This window comes from Klebsiella sp. GG_Kp173 (assembly GCF_040062415.1).
GTDB lineage: Bacteria > Pseudomonadota > Gammaproteobacteria > Enterobacterales > Enterobacteriaceae > Klebsiella > Klebsiella quasipneumoniae.
This window is the reverse complement of the sequence record NZ_JBEAFZ010000002.1, coordinates 158,080-180,733: the sequence shown is the minus strand read 5'-3', so window position 1 is coordinate 180,733 and position 22,654 is coordinate 158,080. Positions and strand designations below refer to the sequence as shown.

General features: G+C 57.7%; 18 protein-coding genes. 11 read left to right on the top strand and 7 right to left on the bottom strand.

Translation table 11 applies throughout. From position 1 onward, the window contains the following. Positions 1-90 precede the first annotated feature (90 nt). A complete protein-coding gene (gene lrp / locus ABLU50_RS02765; RefSeq protein ID WP_000228469.1) occupies positions 91-585 on the bottom strand; it encodes a leucine-responsive transcriptional regulator Lrp in 495 nt (164 codons plus the stop codon). A gap of 532 nt (positions 586-1,117) precedes the next feature. Between lrp and trxB the strand changes: the two genes are divergently transcribed. The 5 genes from trxB (at position 1,118) to infA (ending at position 7,002) form a co-directional block, all read left to right on the top strand. Then, complete coding sequence (gene trxB / locus ABLU50_RS02760) at positions 1,118-2,086, top strand: thioredoxin-disulfide reductase (protein WP_087832927.1); 969 nt, start codon at positions 1,118-1,120, stop codon at positions 2,084-2,086. Positions 2,087-2,200: 114 nt separating this feature from the next. Further along, positions 2,201-3,967 (top strand): cysteine/glutathione ABC transporter permease/ATP-binding protein CydD, encoded by a 1,767-nt coding sequence (gene cydD / locus ABLU50_RS02755; RefSeq protein ID WP_087832926.1) that lies wholly within the window; start codon positions 2,201-2,203, stop codon positions 3,965-3,967. Then, complete coding sequence (gene cydC, locus ABLU50_RS02750; protein ID WP_017899436.1) at positions 3,968-5,689, top strand: cysteine/glutathione ABC transporter ATP-binding protein/permease CydC; 1,722 nt, start codon at positions 3,968-3,970, stop codon at positions 5,687-5,689. Positions 5,690-5,728: 39 nt separating this feature from the next. Beyond that, positions 5,729-6,433 (top strand): leucyl/phenylalanyl-tRNA--protein transferase, encoded by a 705-nt coding sequence (aat, locus tag ABLU50_RS02745; protein ID WP_087832925.1) that lies wholly within the window; start codon positions 5,729-5,731, stop codon positions 6,431-6,433. A gap of 350 nt (positions 6,434-6,783) precedes the next feature. Next, complete coding sequence (gene infA, locus ABLU50_RS02740) at positions 6,784-7,002, top strand: translation initiation factor IF-1 (protein WP_001040187.1); 219 nt, start codon at positions 6,784-6,786, stop codon at positions 7,000-7,002. A 123-nt stretch (positions 7,003-7,125) separates the two neighbouring features. Here infA and clpA read toward each other — a convergent pair whose 3' ends face one another. After that, positions 7,126-9,405: an ATP-dependent Clp protease ATP-binding subunit ClpA gene (gene clpA / locus ABLU50_RS02735; RefSeq protein ID WP_087832924.1), complete on the bottom strand. Its 2,280-nt coding sequence runs from the start codon at positions 9,403-9,405 to the stop codon at positions 7,126-7,128. Positions 9,406-9,435: 30 nt separating this feature from the next. After that, positions 9,436-9,753, bottom strand: coding sequence for an ATP-dependent Clp protease adapter ClpS (gene clpS / locus ABLU50_RS02730; RefSeq protein ID WP_002896520.1), 318 nt, complete (start codon positions 9,751-9,753; stop codon positions 9,436-9,438). A 325-nt stretch (positions 9,754-10,078) separates the two neighbouring features. On the opposite strand from clpS, the gene cspD reads away from it, so the two are divergent. Further along, entirely contained in the window at positions 10,079-10,300 is a 222-nt protein-coding gene (gene cspD, locus ABLU50_RS02725; RefSeq protein WP_002896516.1) for a cold shock-like protein CspD, read from the top strand. A 76-nt stretch (positions 10,301-10,376) separates the two neighbouring features. On the opposite strand, the gene macB is transcribed toward cspD, so the two are convergent. The 3 genes from macB to ABLU50_RS02710 form a co-directional block, all read right to left on the bottom strand. After that, positions 10,377-12,317: a macrolide ABC transporter ATP-binding protein/permease MacB gene (gene macB, locus ABLU50_RS02720; protein WP_069602577.1), complete on the bottom strand. Its 1,941-nt coding sequence runs from the start codon at positions 12,315-12,317 to the stop codon at positions 10,377-10,379. Beyond that, positions 12,314-13,429 (bottom strand): macrolide transporter subunit MacA, encoded by a 1,116-nt coding sequence (macA, locus tag ABLU50_RS02715; RefSeq protein WP_087832923.1) that lies wholly within the window; start codon positions 13,427-13,429, stop codon positions 12,314-12,316. Before macA ends, macB begins: the two co-directional genes overlap by 4 nt. Positions 13,430-13,575: 146 nt before the next feature. Beyond that, a complete protein-coding gene (locus tag ABLU50_RS02710; RefSeq protein WP_049093426.1) occupies positions 13,576-15,234 on the bottom strand; it encodes an ATP-dependent endonuclease in 1,659 nt (552 codons plus the stop codon). Positions 15,235-15,653: 419 nt separating this feature from the next. On the opposite strand from ABLU50_RS02710, the gene aqpZ reads away from it, so the two are divergent. From aqpZ to hcr, 4 genes are all read left to right on the top strand, one after another. Next, complete coding sequence (aqpZ, locus tag ABLU50_RS02705) at positions 15,654-16,349, top strand: aquaporin Z (RefSeq protein ID WP_004201355.1); 696 nt, start codon at positions 15,654-15,656, stop codon at positions 16,347-16,349. Positions 16,350-16,464: 115 nt separating this feature from the next. Further along, entirely contained in the window at positions 16,465-17,364 is a 900-nt protein-coding gene (locus ABLU50_RS02700) for a lysine exporter LysO family protein (RefSeq protein ID WP_004201354.1), read from the top strand. 143 nt (positions 17,365-17,507) lie between these two features. Then, positions 17,508-19,160: a hydroxylamine reductase gene (gene hcp, locus ABLU50_RS02695; protein WP_348864530.1), complete on the top strand. Its 1,653-nt coding sequence runs from the start codon at positions 17,508-17,510 to the stop codon at positions 19,158-19,160. A 10-nt stretch (positions 19,161-19,170) separates the two neighbouring features. Beyond that, positions 19,171-20,139, top strand: a complete 969-nt coding sequence (hcr, locus tag ABLU50_RS02690) for an NADH oxidoreductase (RefSeq protein WP_087832922.1) — start codon at positions 19,171-19,173, stop codon at positions 20,137-20,139. A 206-nt stretch (positions 20,140-20,345) separates the two neighbouring features. Here the strand turns inward: hcr and ABLU50_RS02685 are convergent, their stop codons facing one another. Then, a complete protein-coding gene (locus tag ABLU50_RS02685) occupies positions 20,346-20,780 on the bottom strand; it encodes a DoxX family protein (protein WP_004201350.1) in 435 nt (144 codons plus the stop codon). A 151-nt stretch (positions 20,781-20,931) separates the two neighbouring features. On the opposite strand from ABLU50_RS02685, the gene poxB reads away from it, so the two are divergent. Next, entirely contained in the window at positions 20,932-22,650 is a 1,719-nt protein-coding gene (poxB, locus tag ABLU50_RS02680; RefSeq protein WP_087832966.1) for a ubiquinone-dependent pyruvate dehydrogenase, read from the top strand. Positions 22,651-22,654 lie beyond the last annotated feature (4 nt).

Below are 22,654 nucleotides of genomic sequence, written 5' to 3'. Positions count from 1 at the left end.
CGGACAACAGCGCCGGGTCTCCCCGGCACTGTTGCTGTATGGATTAACAGGAGTGTAATCAAACTACGTCGAGTTTGCACCTGTTCCGTGTTAGCGCGTCTTAATAACCAGACGATTACTTTGCTTGACTTCTTCCATTACCACATAGGTACGGGTGTCGTTAACGCCCGGCAGGCGCAGCAAGGTCTCGCCCAGTAATTTACGATACGCTGACATATCCGGTACGCGGGTTTTCAACAGATAGTCGAAATCACCGGAAACCAGATGACACTCTTGAATTTCTTCAAGTTTTTGCACTGCGGCGTTAAATTGCTCAAACACATCCGGTGCGCCACGATTCAGAGTAATCTCAACAAATACCAGAAGTGATGCATCCAGATAATGCGGGTTGAGCAGCGCCGTATAGCCCTGAATAAAACCCTGTCTTTCAAGACGACGCACACGCTCAAGGCAAGGCGTCGGAGAAAGTCCCACCCGTTTAGAAAGCTCGACGTTAGAAATTCGCCCATCTTTTTGCAATTCATTCAGGATGTTACGATCAATGCGGTCGAGATCTTTGCCAGGGCGCTTCTTGCTATCTACCATTATTATTGTCTCTCTGTATTCCTTCCCTACTCCTGTTCCGGCTCTGTGCCTTCACTGCCAGAGCCCATCCTGTTATTACCCGTACGACATTGGGTAACCCAGGGGTACGTGAGAAGCCCGTTGCCTGACGGCAGTCACCGACATCACGCATGGCGTCTGTCCACACCATGCGTAGATTTCGTTAACCCGGATAAAAATGGCATTTGCGTGCATGAAAATTCGCCGCACGCCAAATACTGCTTTTCTTCTTCCTTGAATGTTTTCGCAAAAGCACAGGGGATTGTCAAAGCAAAACATCGATTTTTAGTACAAGATGCCAGATATTCATCATCTACCCTGGTTGATTCTCATTTTTTCGTCTTATAATTGTCCCGCCAACAGTAGAAATAGTTATATTCCTTGCCGGGAAAATCGCCAATTCATCGGCCGCTTCTATTGCACACATCGTTAACAAAATCGCTGCGCTCTTTTTTTACGACAACAAATTCCCTACAATCCCAGCCCAATGTATGCCAATTATTATGGGGATCTCATGGGCACAGCCAAACACAGTAAACTGCTTATCCTTGGTTCTGGACCTGCGGGATACACCGCGGCGGTCTATGCCGCACGCGCCAACCTGCAGCCGGTGCTGATCACCGGGATGGAAAAAGGCGGTCAGCTGACCACCACGACGGAAGTGGAAAACTGGCCAGGCGATCCGAACGATTTGACCGGTCCGCTGCTGATGGAGCGCATGCACGAGCATGCCACGAAATTTGAAACCGAGATTATTTTCGACCATATCAGCCGCGTCGATCTGCAAAACCGGCCGTTCCGTCTGACCGGCGACAGCGGCGAATACACCTGTGACGCGTTGATTATTGCCACCGGCGCTTCCGCCCGTTACCTGGGCCTGCCTTCCGAAGAAGCCTTCAAGGGCCGCGGCGTTTCCGCCTGCGCCACCTGTGACGGATTCTTCTATCGCAACCAGAAAGTAGCGGTGATCGGCGGCGGCAACACCGCGGTTGAAGAGGCTCTGTATCTGTCAAACATCGCCTCTGAGGTACACCTCATCCACCGTCGCGATTCCTTCCGTGCGGAAAAAATCCTCATCAAACGTCTGATGGACAAAGTGGAAAGCGGCAACATCGTGCTGCATACCGATCGCACCCTCGAAGAGGTGACCGGCGACCAGATGGGCGTCAGCGGCCTGCGTCTGCGCGATACCAAAAACAGCGACAACGTCGAGTTCCTGGAAGTAGCCGGTCTGTTTGTCGCCATCGGCCACAGCCCGAACACCGCCATCTTTGAAGGTCAGCTGGAGCTGGAGAACGGCTACATCAAAGTGCAGTCCGGTATCCATGGCAATGCGACCCAGACCAGCATCCCGGGCGTGTTCGCCGCCGGCGATGTCATGGACCATATTTATCGTCAGGCTATCACCTCCGCCGGCACCGGCTGCATGGCGGCGCTGGACGCTGAACGTTACCTCGACGGTCTGGCTGACGCCTGCAAATAATCTTTACAAGTCAGTAACAAAGGTAAAGAAGGCGACGAAAAGTCGCCTTTATTTTTGCCGCGATGTAACATTGCCGTGCCCAATATTCCGATAACGACACCTGCAAAGCGCGCAATGAATAAAACCCGTCAACAAGAGTTAACCCGCTGGTTAAAACAGCAAAGCATTATCTCCCGTCGCTGGTTGATGATTTCCCGCCTCCTTGGCGTGGCGAGCGGTCTGCTGATCGTGGCGCAGGCCTGGTTCCTGGCGCGGATCCTGCATCGGATGGTGATGGAGAATATTCCTGCGACCGCCCTGCTGCTGCCGCTAACCCTGCTGGTGCTGACCTTTGTGCTGCGCGCCTGGGTGGTCTGGCTGCGTGAACGGGTCGGCTTTCAGGCCGGGCAGCATATTCGCTATGAAATTCGCCGCCAGGTGCTCGACCGCCTCCAGCAGGCGGGCCCGGCGTGGATCCAGGGCAAACCGGCCGGCAGTTGGGCAACGCTTATCCTCGAGCAGATCGACGATATGCATGACTATTATGCCCGCTACCTGCCGCAAATGACGCTGGCGGCCTGCGTACCGCTGCTGATCGTTATCACTATTTTCCCGATTAACTGGGCCGCCGCGTTGATCCTCCTCGGCACCGCCCCGCTGATCCCGCTTTTCATGGCGCTGGTCGGGATGGGCGCCGCCGATGCCAACCGGCGTAACTTCAAGGCGCTGGCCCGCCTCAGCGGCCACTTCCTCGACCGCCTGCGCGGCATGGAAACCCTGCGTATTTTTCACCGCGGTCAGGCAGAAATCGATAATATTCGCGACGCCTCGCAGGATTTTCGCCAACGCACCATGGAAGTCCTGCGCCTGGCGTTCCTCTCCTCCGGGGTACTGGAATTTTTCACCTCGCTCTCCATTGCGCTGGTAGCGGTTTATTTCGGCTTCTCATACCTTGGCGAGCTGAACTTCGGCCACTATGGGGCGGGCGTCACGCTGATGGCGGGCTTCCTGACGCTGATCCTCGCCCCGGAGTTTTTCCAGCCATTACGTGACCTGGGCACCTTCTACCATGCCAAAGCCCAGGCCGTCGGCGCCGCAGACAGTCTGAAAACGTTTATGGAAACCCCGCTGACCCAGGTGGAGCGTGGCGAAAAAACCTTAAATGACAACGATCTGATTGGCGTGGAAGCGCGCGATCTGCTGATCAAATCTCCCGAAGGGAAAGTCCTCGCCGGGCCGCTGACCTTTTCACTGCCTGCAGGCGCGCGGGTGGTGCTGGTGGGGCAGAGCGGCTCAGGGAAAAGTTCACTGCTGAACACCCTGCTCGGCTTTTTGCCCTATGAGGGTTCGCTGAAGGTCAATGGCGCAGAGCTGCGCGAGCTGGACGCCGATCGCTGGCGTCGCCTGTTAAGCTGGGTGGGGCAGAATCCCCAGCTTCCTGCCGCCACGCTGCGGGAAAATGTGCTGCTGGCGTGGCCGGAAGCCAGCGATGCCCAGCTTCGACTGGCGCTGGACAAGGCCTGGGTGAGCGAGTTTATCGCTCTGCTGCCGGATGGGATCCATACCGCCGTGGGCGATCAGGCGGGCCGTCTGTCGGTCGGCCAGGCGCAGCGTATCGCGGTCGCCCGCGCGCTGTTGGTGCCGTGCCGCCTGCTGCTGCTGGATGAACCCGCCGCCAGCCTCGACGCCCATAGCGAACAACGGGTCATGCAGGCATTGACCCACGCCTCCACCCAGCAAACCACGCTGCTGGTTACCCATCAGCTTGAGGGACTGGCGGACTGGGATGCCGTCTGGGTGATGCAGGACGGACAGATTATCGAACAAGGCGACTACGCCACGCTGGCCCGCGCCGGCGGGGTCTTCTCGGCGCTGCTGGCCCATCGTCAGGAGGAGATTTAAATGCGCGCGCTCTTACCCTATCTGGCACTGTACAAACGCCACAAATGGATGCTGCTGCTCGGCATCGTACTGGCTATTGTGACCCTGCTGGCCAGTATCGGCCTGCTGACGCTCTCCGGCTGGTTTCTCTCCGCCTCTGCGGTAGTGGGCGTCGCCGGGATCTACAGTTTTAACTATATGCTGCCCGCCGCGGGCGTCCGCGGCGCAGCGATTATCCGGACCGCCGGACGCTACTTCGAGCGTCTGGTCAGCCACGACGCCACCTTCCGCGTGCTACAGCACCTGCGCGTCTTCACCTTCAGCAAACTACTCCCCCTCTCTCCGGCGGGGCTGGCGCGCTTTCGCCAGGGTGAACTGCTCAACCGCGTGGTAGCCGACGTCGACACCCTGGATCATCTCTACCTGCGGGTCATTTCGCCGCTGGTCGGCGCGCTGGTGGTGATTGTGGTGGTGACCTGCGGATTAAGCCTGCTCGATGTCACCCTCGCGCTAACGCTCGGCGGTATCATGCTGGTGACCCTGCTGGTTATGCCGCCGCTGTTCTATCGCGCCGGTAAACCGGCCGGAGAGAGTATGACCCAGCTGCGCGGCCAGTATCGGCAACAGCTTACCGCCTGGCTGCAGGGCCAGGCGGAGCTGATGGTGTTTAACGCCAGCGACCGCTATCGCGCGCAAATGGAAAAGACCGAGCTCAGTTGGCAGGAGGCGCAGCGTCGCCAGGCCGAGCTGACCGCGCTTTCGCAGGCGCTGATGCTGTTGATCGGCGGTATCGCCGTGGTGGCCATGCTCTGGCTGGCCTCAGATGGCGTCGGCGGCAACAGTCAGCCCGGGGCGCTGATCGCCCTGTTCGTCTTCTGCGCCCTGGCGGCTTTCGAAGCCCTGGCGCCCGTCACCGGCGCTTTCCAGCATTTAGGTCAGGTGATCGCCTCCGCGCTGCGGATCTCGCAGATCACTGACCAGCAGCCGGAAGTCTCCTTCGTCGAGGGCGAGGCCTGCAAGCCTGCGCAGGTGGCCTTAGATTTCAGGCAGGTCACCTTCCGCTACCCGCAGCAGCCCTCCCCCGCTCTGGAGAACATCTCCCTGCAGATTGCCGCCGGGGAACATATTGCTATTCTTGGCCGAACCGGCTGCGGAAAGTCGACGCTGTTGCAGTTACTCACCCGCGCATGGGATCCGACACAGGGTGAAATATTGCTCAACGATCAGCCGCTGTCCGGGCTCAGCGAAGCCACCCTGCGGCAGTCAATGAGCGTGGTACCGCAGCGCGTGCACCTGTTCAGCGCCACCCTGCGCGACAACCTGCTGCTGGCGGCGCCTGAGGCTGATGACACTCTGCTCTGCGCCACCCTTGAGAAGGTAGGCCTGGAAAAACTGCTGGAAGATGGCGGACTCAACGGCTGGCTGGGCGAAGGCGGACGCCAGCTTTCCGGCGGCGAACTGCGCCGGCTGGCCATTGCCCGCGCGCTGCTCCACGATGCGCCGCTGATGCTGCTGGACGAACCGACAGAAGGTCTGGATGCGGCCACCGAAAGCCAGATCCTGCATCTGCTGGCGGAAGTCTTACGCGAGAAAACCGTGCTGATGGTCACCCACCGCCTGCGAGGCCTGGCGCGTTTTAATCAGATAATAGTCATGGACAACGGCCAGATAATTGAGCAAGGTAGTCACGCGGAGCTGCTCGCTAAACAGGGCCGGTACTTCCAGTTTAAACAGCGTCTGTAGGCTATTATCTAATTTTTGCTGATGCGTATTGAGGTTAAAATGCGTCTGGTTCAGCTCTCCCGGCATTCTATCGCCTTTCCTTCTCCGGAAGGCGCCCTGCGTGAACCTAACGGCCTGCTGGCGCTCGGCGGCGATCTGAGCCCCGCGCGCCTGCTGATGGCCTATCAGCGTGGTATTTTTCCCTGGTTTTCCCCCGGCGACCCGATCCTCTGGTGGTCGCCCGATCCCCGCGCGGTGCTCTGGCCGGAACAGTTCCATCTCAGCCGCAGCATGAAGCGCTTTCATCAGCGTTCGCCCTACCGCGTCACGCTCAATCACGCCTTTGGCGAGGTGATAGAGGGCTGCGCCAGCGATCGTGACGAAGGCACCTGGATAACCAGCAGCATCGTTCGCGCCTACCACCAGCTGCATGAGCTGGGGCATGCCCACTCCATTGAAGTCTGGCAGGAGAATACTCTGGTGGGGGGAATGTACGGCGTGGCACAGGGGGCGCTGTTTTGCGGCGAGTCGATGTTCAGCCGGGCGGAAAATGCCTCCAAAACCGCGCTGCTGTTATTTTGCCAGGACTTTGCGCAGAGCGGCGGTAAATTAATTGACTGTCAGGTGCTGAACAACCATACCGCATCATTAGGCGCGGTGGATATTCCCCGCCGCGATTATCTGGACTATCTGTCAGTATTACGCGGCTACCGTCTGCCCGAGCGATTTTGGGTACCGCGGGTGCTATTTCCGGGCGGACAATAAAATGTTTTCAGCACATTTTGCGTCAGGATGGTATAATTGCGCGGTAGAGTAGCTTCTGCCTGTTGCCCCGCCGCCGTTTGGGAATAATAAGAGTCAGATAACGCCCATCGTTCTGTCACTCCCCTTTACGTTTGCGCCTGTCACGCGGCATGGCCGTGTGTGTCCCGGGCAATGCGCCAAAACTACTTCGGCGATTCATACCCGTCATATTTCCATTGCCGGCGTGCTGACTGCGCGCCTTGCGGCAAGGTGAATGATTCAGGGTAGACACGTAAAACTTTACTTACATGATGAACTTCGGCATTATCTTGCCGGTTCAAAACTACGGTAGTGATACCCCAGAGGACTAGATGGCCAAAGAAGACAATATTGAAATGCAGGGCACCGTACTTGAAACGTTGCCTAACACTATGTTCCGCGTAGAACTGGAAAACGGTCACGTGGTAACCGCGCATATCTCCGGTAAAATGCGTAAAAACTACATCCGCATTCTGACGGGCGACAAAGTGACTGTTGAGCTGACCCCGTACGACCTGAGCAAAGGCCGCATTGTCTTCCGTAGTCGCTGATTGTTTTCGCCCTTAAGGCGTCAGATGCTGAAGGCCGGGATAATTCCCGGTCTTTTCATTTCTACCGCCAGCAGGCAAAAAAAAACCGGCCCCTGGCCGGTTTTTTACATTGAAGATATCGCCTTAATGGGCGGCTTCCGGTTTGTGCTTCGGCGCGCTCTGGAAGTCGTAGGTCAGCGTATTTTTCGCGCTGTCCAGAGTGACCGTCACCTGCCCGCCGTCGACCAGCGAGCCAAACAGCAGCTCGTTCGCCAGCGGTTTTTTCAGGTTGTCCTGAATGACGCGTCCCATTGGACGTGCCCCCATTGCCCGGTCGTAGCCTTTTTCCGCCAGCCAGTCGCGCGCTTCCTGGCTGACTTCCAGGGAGACGCCTTTCTGATCCAGTTGAACCTGCAGCTCGACGATAAACTTGTCGACAACCTGATGGATCACCGTGGTGGAGAGGTGATCGAACCAGATGATGTTGTCGAGACGGTTACGGAACTCCGGCGTAAAGATCTTCTTGATCTCATCCATTGCGTCCGGACTGTTATCCTGCTGGATAAGGCCAATCGATTTACGCTCGGTTTCCCGCACCCCGGCGTTGGTGGTCATCACCAGCACCACGTTGCGGAAGTCCGCTTTACGTCCGTTGTTATCGGTCAGCGTGCCGTTGTCCATCACCTGCAGCAGCAGGTTGAACACGTCCGGATGCGCTTTTTCGATCTCATCGAGCAGCAGCACCGCATGCGGATGTTTAATCACCGCATCGGTCAGCAGCCCGCCCTGGTCGAAGCCGACGTAGCCCGGAGGCGCCCCGATTAAACGACTGACGGTATGACGTTCCATATATTCGGACATATCAAAACGCAGCAGCTCAATACCCAGCGCCTTCGCCAGCTGCACGGTCACTTCGGTTTTCCCCACCCCGGTCGGCCCGGCGAACAGGAATGAACCCACCGGCTTGTGCTCATGGCCCAGCCCGGCGCGCGCCATCTTGATGGCTTCCGTCAGCGCCTCGATGGCCTTATCCTGACCAAAGACCAACATTTTCAGTCGATCGCCAAGGTTTTTCAGCGTATCGCGATCGCTGCGGGAGACGCTCTTCTCTGGGATCCGCGCAATGCGCGCCACCACGGACTCGATATCCGCCACATTGACCGTTTTCTTACGCTTGCTGACCGGCATTAAGCGCGCCCGCGCCCCCGCCTCGTCAATCACGTCAATCGCCTTATCCGGCAGATGGCGATCGTTAATGTATTTCACCGCCAGCTCAACCGCCGCACGCACCGCCTTGGCGGTATAACGCACATCGTGGTGCGCTTCGTACTTCGGCTTCAGGCCGTTGATAATCTGGACGGTCTCTTCCACCGACGGTTCGGTAATATCGATTTTCTGGAAACGGCGGGCCAGCGCACGATCTTTTTCAAAGATGTTGCTGAACTCCTGGTAAGTGGTGGAGCCAATCACCCGGATCTTGCCGCTGGAAAGCAGCGGTTTGATCAGGTTAGCCGCATCGACCTGGCCGCCAGACGCCGCTCCCGCACCGATGATGGTGTGGATTTCATCAATAAACAGGATGCTGTTGGTATCCTGCTCCAGCTGTTTCAGCAACGCTTTAAAGCGTTTTTCAAAATCGCCACGGTATTTCGTCCCGGCCAGCAGAGAACCAATATCAAGCGAGTAGATGGTGCAGTCAGCCATGACTTCCGGCACATCGCCCTGCACAATACGCCAGGCAAGGCCTTCGGCGATGGCGGTTTTACCGACGCCGGATTCCCCCACCAGCAGCGGGTTATTTTTACGCCGACGGCACAGCACCTGAATGGCGCGCTCCAGCTCTTTTTCACGGCCGATCAGGGGATCGATGCCGCCAACGCGAGCAAGCTGATTGAGGTTGGTGGTGAAGTTTTCCATACGTTCCTCCCCGCCGGCTTGCTCTTCATTGCCAGGCTGGCTTCCGCTGTTATCGGAAGACTGGCTCGGCTCATCTTTGCGTGTACCATGAGAAATGAAGTTCACCACATCGAGTCGGCTCACTTCATGTTTACGCAGCAGGTAGGCGGCCTGCGACTCCTGCTCGCTGAAAATGGCCACCAGCACGTTGGCGCCGGTCACTTCGCTGCGGCCAGAAGATTGCACGTGGAAAACGGCGCGCTGCAGCACACGCTGGAAGCTCAGCGTCGGCTGGGTGTCGCGCTCTTCTTCCGTGGCTGGCAGGACGGGTGTGGTTTGTTCGATGAAGGCTTCAAGTTCCTGACGCAATGCCACCAGGTCCACTGAACACGCTTCCAGGGCCTCACGGGCCGAGGGATTGCTTAGCAGAGCCAGCAGCAAGTGCTCGACGGTCATAAACTCATGACGGTGCTCGCGCGCTCTGGCGAAAGCCATATTTAAACTGAGTTCCAGTTCTTGATTGAGCATAGGCACCTCCCCCAATTTTCATGCCTGAATTCAGGCTTTTTCCAGCGTACACAGCAATGGATGCTCGTTCTCCCTCGCGTACTGATTCACCATAGCGACTTTGGTCTCCGCCACTTCCGCGGTAAACACGCCACAAATCGCCTTACCTTCATAGTGAACCGTGAGCATCAGTTGCGTTGCACGTTCAACATCATAAGAAAAGAATTTTTGTAACACGTCAATAACAAACTCCATTGGAGTGTAGTCATCATTGACCAATATCACTTTATACATAGATGGCGGTTTAATCGCATCACGAACTTCGTCGTCAACCAGGTGCTCGAAGTCCAGCCAATCTCTCTTACTCATCGTCAGTGTTCATCATCGGTTGCTGTTGCCAACAGGCGGAGGCCTGTCGATGACCAGAGGTTATGCTCATCACAAATCTACAACAGATCATAGATAACTATCATCTATCGCTTCTATCCGCGACGGCTGTCACATTCCCCGGCAATAGCGTTAACTGCTTCAAATTTTGACGCATTTTTCGCCGTTCCCCCTCCTCAATCGCTTGACGCGTTTTCGTATTTCTCTAAATTGTAGTGGCGAGAGTTGGCGAGCAATTGAACAACTCGTCACTCCACCACCGGTTCATTCCATCTTACTAATAAAGATTTACGAAGGATGTCGAAGTATGGAAATGGGTACTGTTAAGTGGTTCAACAATGCCAAAGGGTTCGGTTTTATCTGCCCTGAGGGCGGCGGCGAAGACATTTTCGCCCATTACTCCACCATCCAGATGGATGGTTACAGAACGCTAAAAGCCGGACAAGCCGTTCGGTTTGATGTTCACCAGGGGCCAAAAGGCAACCACGCCAGCGTGATCGTCCCTGTGGAAGCGGAAACGGCTGCATAACTCTTTTGCTTCATTGTGTACATCCTGCTAATAAAATGCCAGTCCTTCTGACTGGCATTTTTATTTCTCATCCCGACTACTCCCGCGCCAGGGCATCCACCGGATCGAGCCGCGCCGCATTGCGCGCCGGCAGCCAGCCAAACAGCACCCCGGTTAACGTCGAACAGAGAAACGCCGTCACCAGCGCCAGCGGCGAAAAACCGATCTCCCAGCCCGGGAGAAACAGTTGCAGAATAAACGCGATCATCAGCGACAACGTCACCCCCAGCGCACCGCCGACCAGGCAAACCAGCACCGCCTCGATGAGAAACTGCTGCAGCACATCGCTGGCCCGCGCGCCAACCGCCATGCGGATGCCGATCTCCCGCGTCCGTTCGGTCACCGACACCAGCATAATATTCATTACGCCAATCCCGCCGACCACCAGGGCAATCACCGCCACTAATGTCAGGAACAGCTGTAAGGTATGTGTGGTCCTTTCGGCGGTTTTCAAGATGCTGTCCATATTCCAGGTGAAGACATCTTTTTTACCATGCCGCAGCTCCAGCAAACGCAGCAGCTGTTTTTCAGCAGTGTCGCTGTCATAGCCTTCATGAACCCGGACGGTGATCGAGTTCAGCCACGACTGGCCCATCACTCTTCCCGCCATGGTGGTGTAAGGCAACCAGACGCGGAGAATTTTACTGCTGCCGAACATCGACTGCTTTTCATCCGCAACGCCAATCACCGTGGCCGGCATATTACCCACCAGGATCACCTCGCCCACCACTTTCGCTTTATTGGGAAACAGCTGGCGACGAGTATTGCTGTCGAGCACCACCACCTGCGCCCGGCTGTTGAGCTGCAGTTCATTAAAGGTATTGCCCTCGCTGAAGGTCATGCCGTAAACATTAAAGTACTGCGGCCCGACCCCTTCCGCGCTGGCGGCAACGTCAATATTGTTGGCGCGCAGGCGCAGGCTTTTTGACACCGCCGGCGTAGCGGAACGCACCCACGGCTGTTTCTGGATCGCCAGCAAGTCGTCATACTTCAGCGCCTGTTGATAGCGCGGGTCGTCATCGCCAAAATCCTTGCCAGGGTAGACGTCAATGGTATTGGTGCCTATCGCGCGAATATCTGCCAGCACCATCTGCTTGGCGGCATCGCCCACCACGACGATCGACACCACCGAGGCAATCCCAATAATAATGCCGAGCATGGTCAGCAGGGTGCGCATTTTATTCGCCGCCATCGCCCGCCAGGCCATGACCAGCGCCTCGCGAAAGCCGCTGGTGAACTGACGCCACGCCGAGGGCTCCTCCTGCTGACGGGCGCGCAGCCCACCGCCCTGGCGGCTGGCGGGCGGGTTGCGGACGATTTCGCCATCGCGGATCTCGACGATCCGCTCCGCCTGAGCGGCGACCTGCGGATCGTGAGTCACAATGATGACAGTGTGCCCCTGCGCTTTCAGCTGGTGCAGGATCGCCATCACCTCTTCGCCGGAATGGCTGTCCAGCGCGCCGGTGGGCTCATCGGCGAGGATCACTTCCCCACCGTTCATCAGGGCGCGGGCGATACTGACCCGCTGCTGTTGGCCGCCGGACAGCTGCGACGGCTGATAGTCGGCGCGATCGCCAAGCCCCAGGCGCGCCAGCAGCTCATGCGCGCGCGCCAGGCGCGCCCGCCGTTCACTGCCGGCATACACCGCCGGCACTTCGACGTTCTGCGCGGCGGTCAGATGCGAAAGCAGGTGATAGCGTTGAAAGATAAAACCAAAGTGCTCCCGCCGCAGACGGGCCAGCGCATCGCCATCCAGCTGCGCAATATCGGTTCCCGCCACCCGATAGGTGCCGCTGGTGGGTTTATCGAGGCAGCCAAGGATGTTCATCAGCGTTGATTTACCCGAGCCGGAGGCGCCGACGATCGCCACCATCTCCCCGGCATGGATACTGAGGGTGATCCCCTTGAGGACCTCAACGCTGCCGTCGCCGGAAGGATAGCTGCGACGAATATCACGCAGCTCGAGCAGGGCCGTCATTTTGCCGCCCCGCTCGCGCTCTCGCCGACGATCACCTCATCCCCCTCTTCAAGTCCCTGCACCACCGCGACGTCGGTATCATTGCGCGCGCCAATGACAATCTCACGCTCTTTGACCTCGCCGGTACGCAACAGCCGGACGTGGTAGCGGTTATCACCGACCGCATCACCCAGGGCGCTCAGCGGGATGGTGATCACGTTCTTCACCTCGGCCAGTTGGATATGCACCTGCGCGGTCATGTCGAGGCGCAGAATTCCCTGCGGGTTCGGGACCTCGAAGCGGGCATAATAGAAGATGGCGTCGTTGACTTTTTCCGGCGTCGGCAGAATGTCCTTCAGCTTGCCTTCATAGCGAGTTAGCGGGTCGCCCAGCACGGTAAACCACGCCTTTTGTCCCGGTCTGAGGTGGATGACATCCGCTTCGGAGACCTGCGCTTTCACCAGCATGGTGCTGAGGTCCGCCAGGGTCAGAATGTTCGGCGCCTGCTGGGCAGCGATCACCGTCTGTCCCTGCAGGGTAGTAATTTGCGTCACTTCACCAGCCATCGGCGCCAGGATCCGCGTGTAGTCGAGGTTGGTCTTCGCCGTGTCGAGCGTTGCCTGGTTGCGCTTAATTTGCGCTTCAATGGTGCCGATTTGCGCCTGTTTCACCGCCAGGTCGGTGGCCGCGGTATCGAGGTCTTGTCGCGAGACCAGCTGGCGCTGCGCCAGCTGCTGCTGACGGGCCAGGGTCACCTGCGCCAGCTTACTCTCCGCGCGCGCCTGATTGAGCTGGGCGCGCAGCTCCATCAACGTCGCCTCCACCTCTTTGATCTGGTTTTGCGCCTGCTCAGGATCGATAATCCCCAGCAGTTGGTCCTTTTTGACCTTATCGCCGATATTCACGTGCAGCGTCTTCAGCTGTCCGCTGACCTGGGCGCCGACGTCAACTTTTCGCAGGGCATCCAGCTTGCCGGTGGCCAGCACGCTCTGCTGGAGATCGCCTCTGCGCACCACCAGCGTCTGGTAGTGCGGTAGCGGCGCATTGAGAATCCGCCATCCCCAGACAGCCAGACCCAGCACAACGATCGCCAACAGCCACCAGACGGTCCTGCGTTTTCCCTTCACTTTCATATTCCGATTCCTGCTGTTTCCCTGCCGCTCCAGGCGGTGATTCTATCGAAACCCGTCGGCAACAGGACACCCATTTTTCGCGCCAATGATGTTTTGTTTAGCTGCCGGAGAGCTTTGCGCCGCCGAAATTCCCGACGGCGAAGAGATTAATCAGCGCGACCGCGGGCCAGCCACAGTACCCGCGAGAACATTTTTTTCAGCAGCGTCGGCACAGCGTCCACCCCACGGCGGCCGGCTTCCATTGCCACCTCAATCGCCAGGTCCGGCTTGGATGAGCGATGGATGGCCTTGGTGATCACCCGCCGCATATTCATGGGTACATTATCCGGGATCTGCGCCACCCGGTGGTAAACGTCATCAAATCCCTGACGATACATAAAGTGTTCCATATCCAGCGCCGGCAGAGCGGTCAGATGGTCGCGCTCCAGCTCGCGATCGTTATTCAGCAGACCGCGTACGGTCGCGGCATATTTTTTCCCTGCCTCATCGCCATCCACCAGCACGTGCCACTGGATCCCCATCCGGCGGGCGAATTTGATCAATGGCTTCAGGCCCGACTGGGCGAATTCAATCACTTTCACCCCTTCAGCATCAAAATGATGGCCGCACTGGCGGGCCAGCTCGTTGATAACCCAGGTTTCCGTCTCCCCCTCCACCAGTAGCCAACAGCGGGCGAAGAGCGATGAGGCGCGATTGAAGCGGATGTGAAAGGCAATGCGTCGACTCTCTTCGGCATTCATTCCGCCCGGCCCCAGCCGCCATGCCGACACCCGCGACGATTCACGCACCAGCCGACAAACCTGCTCCACCGGCGTCAGGGACAGCAGCTCTCCGGAGTTGGTGGTGGTCACACGCTGCAATGGCAGCAAATTCAGCAGATGCCAGGCGACGGAGAGCATGATCGGGTGCAGGCGGGTCTCGGGATCCTCAATCAACAGCAGCGGCCGCGCGTCGCGATCGAGGCGCACCGTCCCTTTCGCCTGCAGCAGGGTAGCAAACAGCCCCAGCAGGATCACCCGATGGCTGCGCCCGCCGGGCTTGTCGATCATGCGGTTGATAATATCCAGGTAACGCCAGCTACGCTGCTCATCATGGGAACGTCGACGCATCAGGCGATGTCGCGTCTGGGCGCTGCTTTGCTCGGCAAAGTAATGCTCCAGCAGTTGCACCATGGCCGACAACCCCTGACGGATCTGACCGTCGGATAAATTTTGCGGATGGCTGACCAGCTCTCTGGAGAGAAAATCCAGCTGGCGGGCAGTGATCTCTATCTGCGGCGAGTGCGGTACCGTCCCGTTATGAATGCGCCGCATAAAGCGCGCGTCGCGCAAGCGCAGCACCGGCATCAAACGCACCAGGTGTCTGGCCAGCTCATCGATATCCTCCAGCGCCAGCGCTTCGCCTTCGCCATCGATAAAACTGCGCAGGGTCATCACGCTATCGTCATCGGCGAGTTCGCCTTCCAGGCGGTAGAACACCCGGTGATACCCGTCATCACAGGGCACCCAACAGCGCTGAAGCGGACGGAAACGCCGCACCCGATGGCGCCCCGGCTCGGTTTCACGAAAGGTCAGAATAATATGCAAATGGTGCTCGCGCCCCTGGATGTCGCCTGCGGGAAACCAGAAGTCATCGCGGACAAAGTGATAAAGATCGAACTCTGGCGACAAAAGCAGGGTCAGCGCATCAAGCAGACTGGACTTCCCCCACGCGTTCTCCCCGATCAGGACGTTATTTTGCTCCAGCATCAACGACAGACGATTGATACCGCGAAAACCGACGATTTCTACGCGCTCAAGAAGCATATCCCCTCCGCTACACCACCACTCTCCTTCAGTAATCAACAGTATAGCGAGGGCGGCGGCAAGATGACACTCCGCTTAATCACCTCTGCGCATCCTATTCAGGAGATTAAATATATTCATAAAATTACGCACTTATCGTCTATTAACGGCTATTGATTATTCATCAAACAAAATAGTTTTATTTCAGACGTTATGTTCTACACTATTGATAATCTTGGATGGATATAGGAAGAGTTAAACTGGCAAACGCAATCCCTTCACCTTGCCCTAAATCAAATAATATCAATATATTTAACTGGCTCTGGGATGGCGATTATCTCTAGAATAACGCCGCTTTATTTTTATCGTCGTCCCTTATCACGATAAATAAAGACCGGCACGGTCCGCTCGTGCGCGTATACATTTAAATTGAGGTGGTTATGTTCAGAAAATTAGCAGCCGAATGCTTCGGCACCTTCTGGCTTGTATTTGGCGGCTGCGGTAGCGCCGTACTTGCCGCAGCATTTCCCGAGTTGGGTATCGGTTTTGCCGGCGTGGCGCTGGCATTTGGTTTAACCGTATTAACCATGGCGTATGCGGTTGGCCATATTTCCGGCGGTCATTTCAACCCGGCGGTAACCTTAGGCCTGTGGGCCGGTGGTCGTTTCCCGGCGAAAGAGGTCATTGGCTATATTATCGCCCAGGTGGTCGGCGGAATTATTGCCGCCGCGGTGCTGTACGTGGTGGCCAGCGGTAAAGCCGGCTTTGATGCCGCCGCCAGCGGCTTTGCCTCTAACGGCTATGGCGAACACTCCCCGGGCGGCTTCTCTATGCTGTCGGCTATCGTTATTGAAATCGTACTGACCTGCGGCTTCCTGCTGGTTATCCATGGCGCTACCGATAAACACGCGCCTGCGGGCTTCGCGCCGATCGCTATCGGCCTGGCGCTGACTCTCATCCATTTAATCAGCATTCCGGTCACCAACACTTCCGTCAACCCGGCGCGCAGCACCGCGGTGGCGATTTTCCAGGGAGGCTGGGCGCTGCAGCAGCTGTGGCTGTTCTGGGTCATGCCGATCGTCGGCGGGATCCTCGGCGGCGTGCTGTACCGCACTCTGCTGGAAAAACGCGATTAATCCTTTCTAAAGCCCGGGTCTCCGGGCTTTTTCTTTCTGGCGATAGCTTTACTCGGCCCGGCTATTTGGGTAGTGTCATGAGCGCTATTCTCATCATGCAAGGGCTGCATCGTTCATGTTCTCGGGACTGTTCATCATTCTGTTGCCGCTGGTCGTCGGCTATTTACTGCCTCTTCGTCACTCCTCTGCGCTAAAACTGATTCACCGGATGCTGAGCTGGATTGTCTATGTGATCCTCTTTTTTATGGGTATCAGCCTGGCGTTTCTCGACAATCTGGCCAGCAATCTGCTGGCGATATTGCATTACGCCGCGGTGAGCGTGGTCATCATTTTACTGTGTAATATTACCGCTCTGCTGTGGCTGGAAAGAAAAATGCCCTGGCGCAGTCTGCATCGTCAGGAGAAATTACCCTCGCGCCTGGCCATGGCCCTGGAATCACTCCAGCTGTGCGGGGTGGTGGTCCTCGGTTTTTTGCTTGGCCTGACCGGCCTGCCTTTTTTACAACACGCCACCGAAGCCAGCGAATATACGCTGATCTTTCTCCTGTTCCTCGTCGGTATTCAATTACGCAATAATGGAATGAGTCTGCGACAAATAGTCCTTAACCGCCGGGGAATGATCGTCGCCGTGGTGGTCACGATCAGTTCATTACTCGGCGGCATCCTCAACGCCTTTATTCTGGATTTGCCGCTAAAGACCGGTCTGGCGATGGCCAGCGGCTTCGGCTGGTATTCACTCTCCGGTATTTTACTGACCGAATCCTTTGGCCCGGTAATCGGCAGCGCGGCGTTCTTCAACGACCTGTGCCGCGAGCTGCTGGCCATCATGTTAATTCCGGGCCTGATTCGCCGAAGCCGCTCCACGGCGCTGGGTCTGTGCGGCGCCACCTCCATGGACTTCACCTTACCGGTGCTGCAGCGTTCCGGCGGCGTGGAGATCGTCCCTGCCGCCATCGTACACGGTTTTCTGCTGAGCCTGCTGGTCCCGATCCTGATCGCCTTTTTTGCCGCCTGAGTAGGCGCTGGCGGCAGACTTCCTGCCGCCAATTTTGCGCTAAATCAATCTCCCTTTAAGTTGTATCAGAAATACCTTTTCTCCTCACGCGCTCGGGCATAACCTTAAACATGTATATCAAATATAACTTTAAAGGTGTGACCATGTTTTGTGTGCAATGTGAACAAACCATTCGTACCCCGGCCGGCAACGGCTGCTCTTACGCGCAGGGGATGTGCGGTAAAACAGCGGAAACCTCCGATCTACAGGATCTGCTGATTGCGTCACTGCAAGGCCTCTCCGCCTGGGCGCTAAAGGCCCGCGAATATGGCATTATCGATCATGAGGTCGACAGCTTCGCCCCCCGCGCCTTCTTCTCTACGCTAACTAACGTCAATTTCGATTCTCCGCGCATCGTCGGCTATGCCCGTCAGGCGATTGCCCTGCGTGAGACGCTGAAAGCGCAGTGCCTGGACCTTGATGCCAGCGCCAAAGTTGACAGCCCGGTGGCCGACCTGCAGCTGGTCGGCGACGATCTGGGTGACCTGCAGCGTCAGGCGGCAGACTATGCCCCGAATAAAGATAAAGCCGCTATCGGCGAGAATATCCTCGGCCTGCGCTTGCTGTGCCTGTATGGTCTGAAAGGCGCTGCGGCTTATATGGAACACGCCCACGTGCTCGGCCAGTACGACAACGCCATTTATGCCCAGTACCACAAGATCATGGCCTGGCTGGGCACCTGGCCTGCGGATATGAATGCGCTGCTCGAATGTTCGATGGAAATCGGCCAGATGAACTTCAAAGTGATGAGCATCCTTGACGCCGGCGAAACCACCAAATATGGCCACCCAACGCCGACTCAGGTCAACGTAAAAGCCACCGCAGGTAAATGTATCCTGATCTCTGGCCACGACCTGAAAGATCTCTACAACCTGCTGGAGCAGACGGAAGGCACCGGCGTCAACGTCTATACCCACGGCGAAATGCTGCCGGCGCACGGCTATCCGGAGCTGCGTAAATTCAAACATCTGATTGGCAACTACGGCAGCGGCTGGCAAAACCAGCAGGTGGAGTTCGCCCGCTTCCCGGGCCCCATCGTGATGACCTCTAACTGCATCATCGATCCCACCGTCGGCGCTTACGACGATCGCATCTGGACTCGCAGCATCGTCGGCTGGCCGGGCGTGAACCACCTGGAAGGTGAAGACTTCTCCCCGGTCATTGCCCAGGCGCAGCAGATGGCGGGCTTCCCGTACAACGAAATCCCGCATCTGATCACCGTCGGCTTTGGCCGTCAGACCCTGCTCGGCGCGGCGGATACGCTGATCGATCTGGTCAGCCGTGAAAAACTGCGCCATATCTTCCTCGTCGGCGGCTGTGACGGCGCGCGCGGGGAACGTAACTATTTCACCGATTTTGCCACCAGCGTGCCGGACGACTGCCTGATCCTGACGCTGGCCTGCGGTAAATACCGCTTTAACAAGCTGGATTTCGGCGATATCGAAGGTCTGCCGCGTCTGGTCGACGCTGGTCAGTGTAATGATGCCTATTCGGCGATTATTCTGGCGGTCACGCTGGCGGAAAAACTGGGCTGCGGCGTCAACGATCTGCCGCTGTCGCTGGTGCTCTCCTGGTTCGAACAGAAAGCGATTGTCATCCTGCTGACGCTGCTGTCTCTCGGCGTGAAAAATATCGTCACCGGCCCGACGGCGCCGGGCTTCTTCACTCCGGATCTGCTGGCTATCCTCAATGAGAAGTTTGGTCTGCGCTCCGTGACCACCGTGGAACAAGATATGCAGCAGCTGCTGAGCGCGTAAGGAGTCCCTGATGACCATGCCAACTTCGCAATGCCCATGGCGGATGCAGGTTCACCACATTCACCAGGAAACCCCTGACGTGTGGACCCTTTCGCTGCTGTGCCACGATTACTATCCGTATCGCGCCGGGCAGTACGCCCTGGTCAGCGTGCGTGATTCCGCGGAAACGCTGCGCGCCTACACCCTCTCCTCCACGCCGGGGGTCAGCGAGTATATTACGCTGACCGTTCGCCGCATTAACGAGGGCGCGGGTTCACAATGGTTAACCCACGAGGTCAAACGCGGCGATTATCTTTGGCTGTCCGATGCGATGGGCGAGTTTATCTGCGACGATAAAGCAGAAGATAAATTCCTGCTGCTGGCCGCCGGCAGCGGGGTGACGCCGATAATGTCGATGCGCCGCTGGCTGGCGAAGTACCGCCCGCTGGCAGACGTGCAAGTGATCTATAGCGTTCGTTCGCCGGAGGATGTGATCTTTGCCGAGGAGTGGCGCAACTATCCGGTTACCCTGGTGGCGGAGCACAACGCAACGCACGGTTTTGTCGCCGGCCGTCTGACCCCGGAGCTGCTGCAGAGTGTGCCGGATATCGCCAGCCGCACCGTGATGACCTGCGGGCCAGCGCCGTATATGGAGAAGGTTGAGCAGGAGGTGGCCGCCCTGGGTGTCACCCGCTTCTTTAAGGAGAAGTTCTTCACCCCGGTGGCAGAGGCCGCCACCAGCGGGCTGAAATTCACCAAACTGCAGCCGGCGAGAGAGTTTTACGCGCCGGTGGGCACCACCCTGCTCGAGGCGCTGGAGAGCAATCAGGTGCCGGTGACCGTCGCCTGCCGCGCCGGCGTCTGCGGCTGCTGCAAAACCAGAGTCGTTTCCGGGGAGTATAGCGTCACCAGCACCATGACGCTGACCGAAGATGAAATCGCCGACGGCTATGTGCTGGCCTGCTCCTGTCACCCGCAGAGCGATCTGGTTCTCGCCTGAGGTCAAAATCCCCGGTGGCGCTACCGCTTACCGGGGCTACAGCGCTGTGCGATTTGGTAGCCCGGAGAAGGCGCAATGCGCCGCCTCCGGGAAAACCCCTGGCGACAATAAACTCTCAGGTGACATGAGATAAACGCTTTCCCGGACTGAAAAGCGGCAAACCGACAACAGTATCGACTTTACGCCCCAGAACGAATGAGGCATTTTTACCGCCAAACCGACTGACCGGCCAGCGAGTAACGCCCGGCGCCCAAAAGCGCAATCGCCAGCGCGCCAACAAAGAAATAGACCAGATTCTCGATCGCCCACGCCCCCACCGCATCAAGCGCAAATGTCTTGCCGAGACCGACCATCAGCCACGCCACCACCATGGTGAAAGCCAAAACCAGCGCCGCAGGGCGCGTCAGGATGCCGACAATCAACAAACAGGGGGCGACCACCTCCCCCACCAGCACACCGTAGGCGATAAACCCCGGCAACCCCTTCGCCGCCAGCATCCCGCTAATGCCGTCCACGCCATCCAGCAGCTTGTGCAAACCGTGAAACAGCATTAACCCACCGACGGCGAGTCGTAACAAGAGTTTACCGGCGTCTTCATGCGACAGCGTTCTGTTTACTGCATTTAACAATCCCTTAACCATTTGATGTGCTTCCTGTTTTACACCCTGTGAGATCCCAGAGTATGCCCAATGCTTCAGCAATAAAACCAGCAAAAAATTGAGGGCAATCGGCAACGTAAGCTGCAGTTTCATCTAAGCTTGAAGGCGTTATCAAAAAAAGGAGATGGAGATCATGAAACAAACCGTGGCCGCATACATTGCCAAAATGCTGGAACAGGCCGGCGTGAAACGTATCTGGGGCGTCACCGGCGATTCCCTCAATGGATTGAGCGATAGCCTGAACCGCATGGGCACCATCGACTGGATGGCCACCCGGCACGAAGAGGTTGCCGCTTTCGCCGCCGGCGCGGAGGCGCAACTGACCGGCGAACTGGCGGTCTGCGCTGGTTCCTGCGGACCGGGTAACCTGCATCTGATCAACGGTCTGTTTGACTGTCACCGCAACCATGTCCCGGTGCTGGCGATTGCCGCCCACATTCCATCCAGCGAGATTGGCAGCGGCTATTTCCAGGAGACCCATCCCCAGGAGCTGTTCCGCGAATGCAGCCACTACTGCGAGCTGGTCTCCACCCCGGAGCAGATCCCGCAGGTGCTGGCGGTGGCGATGCGCAAGGCGGTGATCAACCGCGGCGTTTCGGTGGTGGTGCTGCCCGGCGACGTGGCGCTGAAGGCGGCCCCGGAGAGCGCCAGCAGCCAGTGGTATCATGCGCCGTTGCCGACGGTCACCCCGGCGGAAGAAGAGCTGCGCAAGCTGGCCCAGCTTATCCGCTACTCCAGCAATATCGCGCTCATGTGCGGCAGCGGTTGCGCCGGCGCCCACCAGGAGCTGGTGGAGTTCGCGGCGAAAATTAAAGCTCCCATCGTCCATGCGTTGCGCGGTAAAGAGCATGTGGAGTATGACAACCCGTATGATGTGGGCATGACCGGGCTGATTGGCTTCTCTTCTGGCTTCCACACCATGATGAATGCCGACACCCTGATCCTGCTCGGCACCCAGTTCCCCTATCGCGCCTTCTATCCGACCGACGCCAAAATTATTCAGATCGACATTAACCCCGGCAGCATCGGCGCGCACAGTAAGGTCGATATGGCGCTGGTGGGCGACATTAAATCAACGCTGAAGGCGCTGCTGCCGCTGCTGGAAGAGAAAACCGATCGCCGCTTCCTCGATAAGGCGCTGGAGCACTATCGCGACGCGCGAAAAGGACTCGACGATCTGGCGAAGCCCAGCGAGAAGGCGATCCACCCACAATATCTGGCGCAGCAGATCAGCCATTTTGCCGATGAAGACGCCATTTTCACCTGCGATGTCGGCACCCCGACCGTCTGGGCGGCACGCTATCTCAAGATGAACGGCAAACGCCGCCTGCTGGGTTCATTCAATCACGGCTCCATGGCCAACGCCATGCCGCAGGCCATTGGCGCCAAGGCCACCGCGCCGGAGCGTCAGGTGGTGGCCATGTGCGGCGACGGCGGGTTCAGCATGCTGATGGGGGATTTTCTGTCGCTGGCGCAGATGAGGCTGCCGGTGAAAATTATCATCTTTAACAACAGCGTGCTGGGTTTCGTGGCGATGGAGATGAAGGCCGGGGGCTATCTCACCGACGGCACGGAGCTGCACGACACCAACTTCGCCCGCATCGCCGAAGCCTGCGGGATTAAAGGTATTCGCGTTGAGAAAGCCTCCGAGGTGGATGAAGCGCTGCAGACCGCCTTCCACACCGACGGTCCAGTGCTGGTCGACGTAGTGGTCGCCAAAGAGGAGCTGGCGATCCCGCCGCAGATCAAGCTGGAGCAAGCTAAAGGCTTTAGCCTGTATATGCTGCGGGCGATCATCAGCGGGCGCGGCGATGAAGTCATCGAACTGGCGAAAACCAACTGGCTCAGGTAAAACA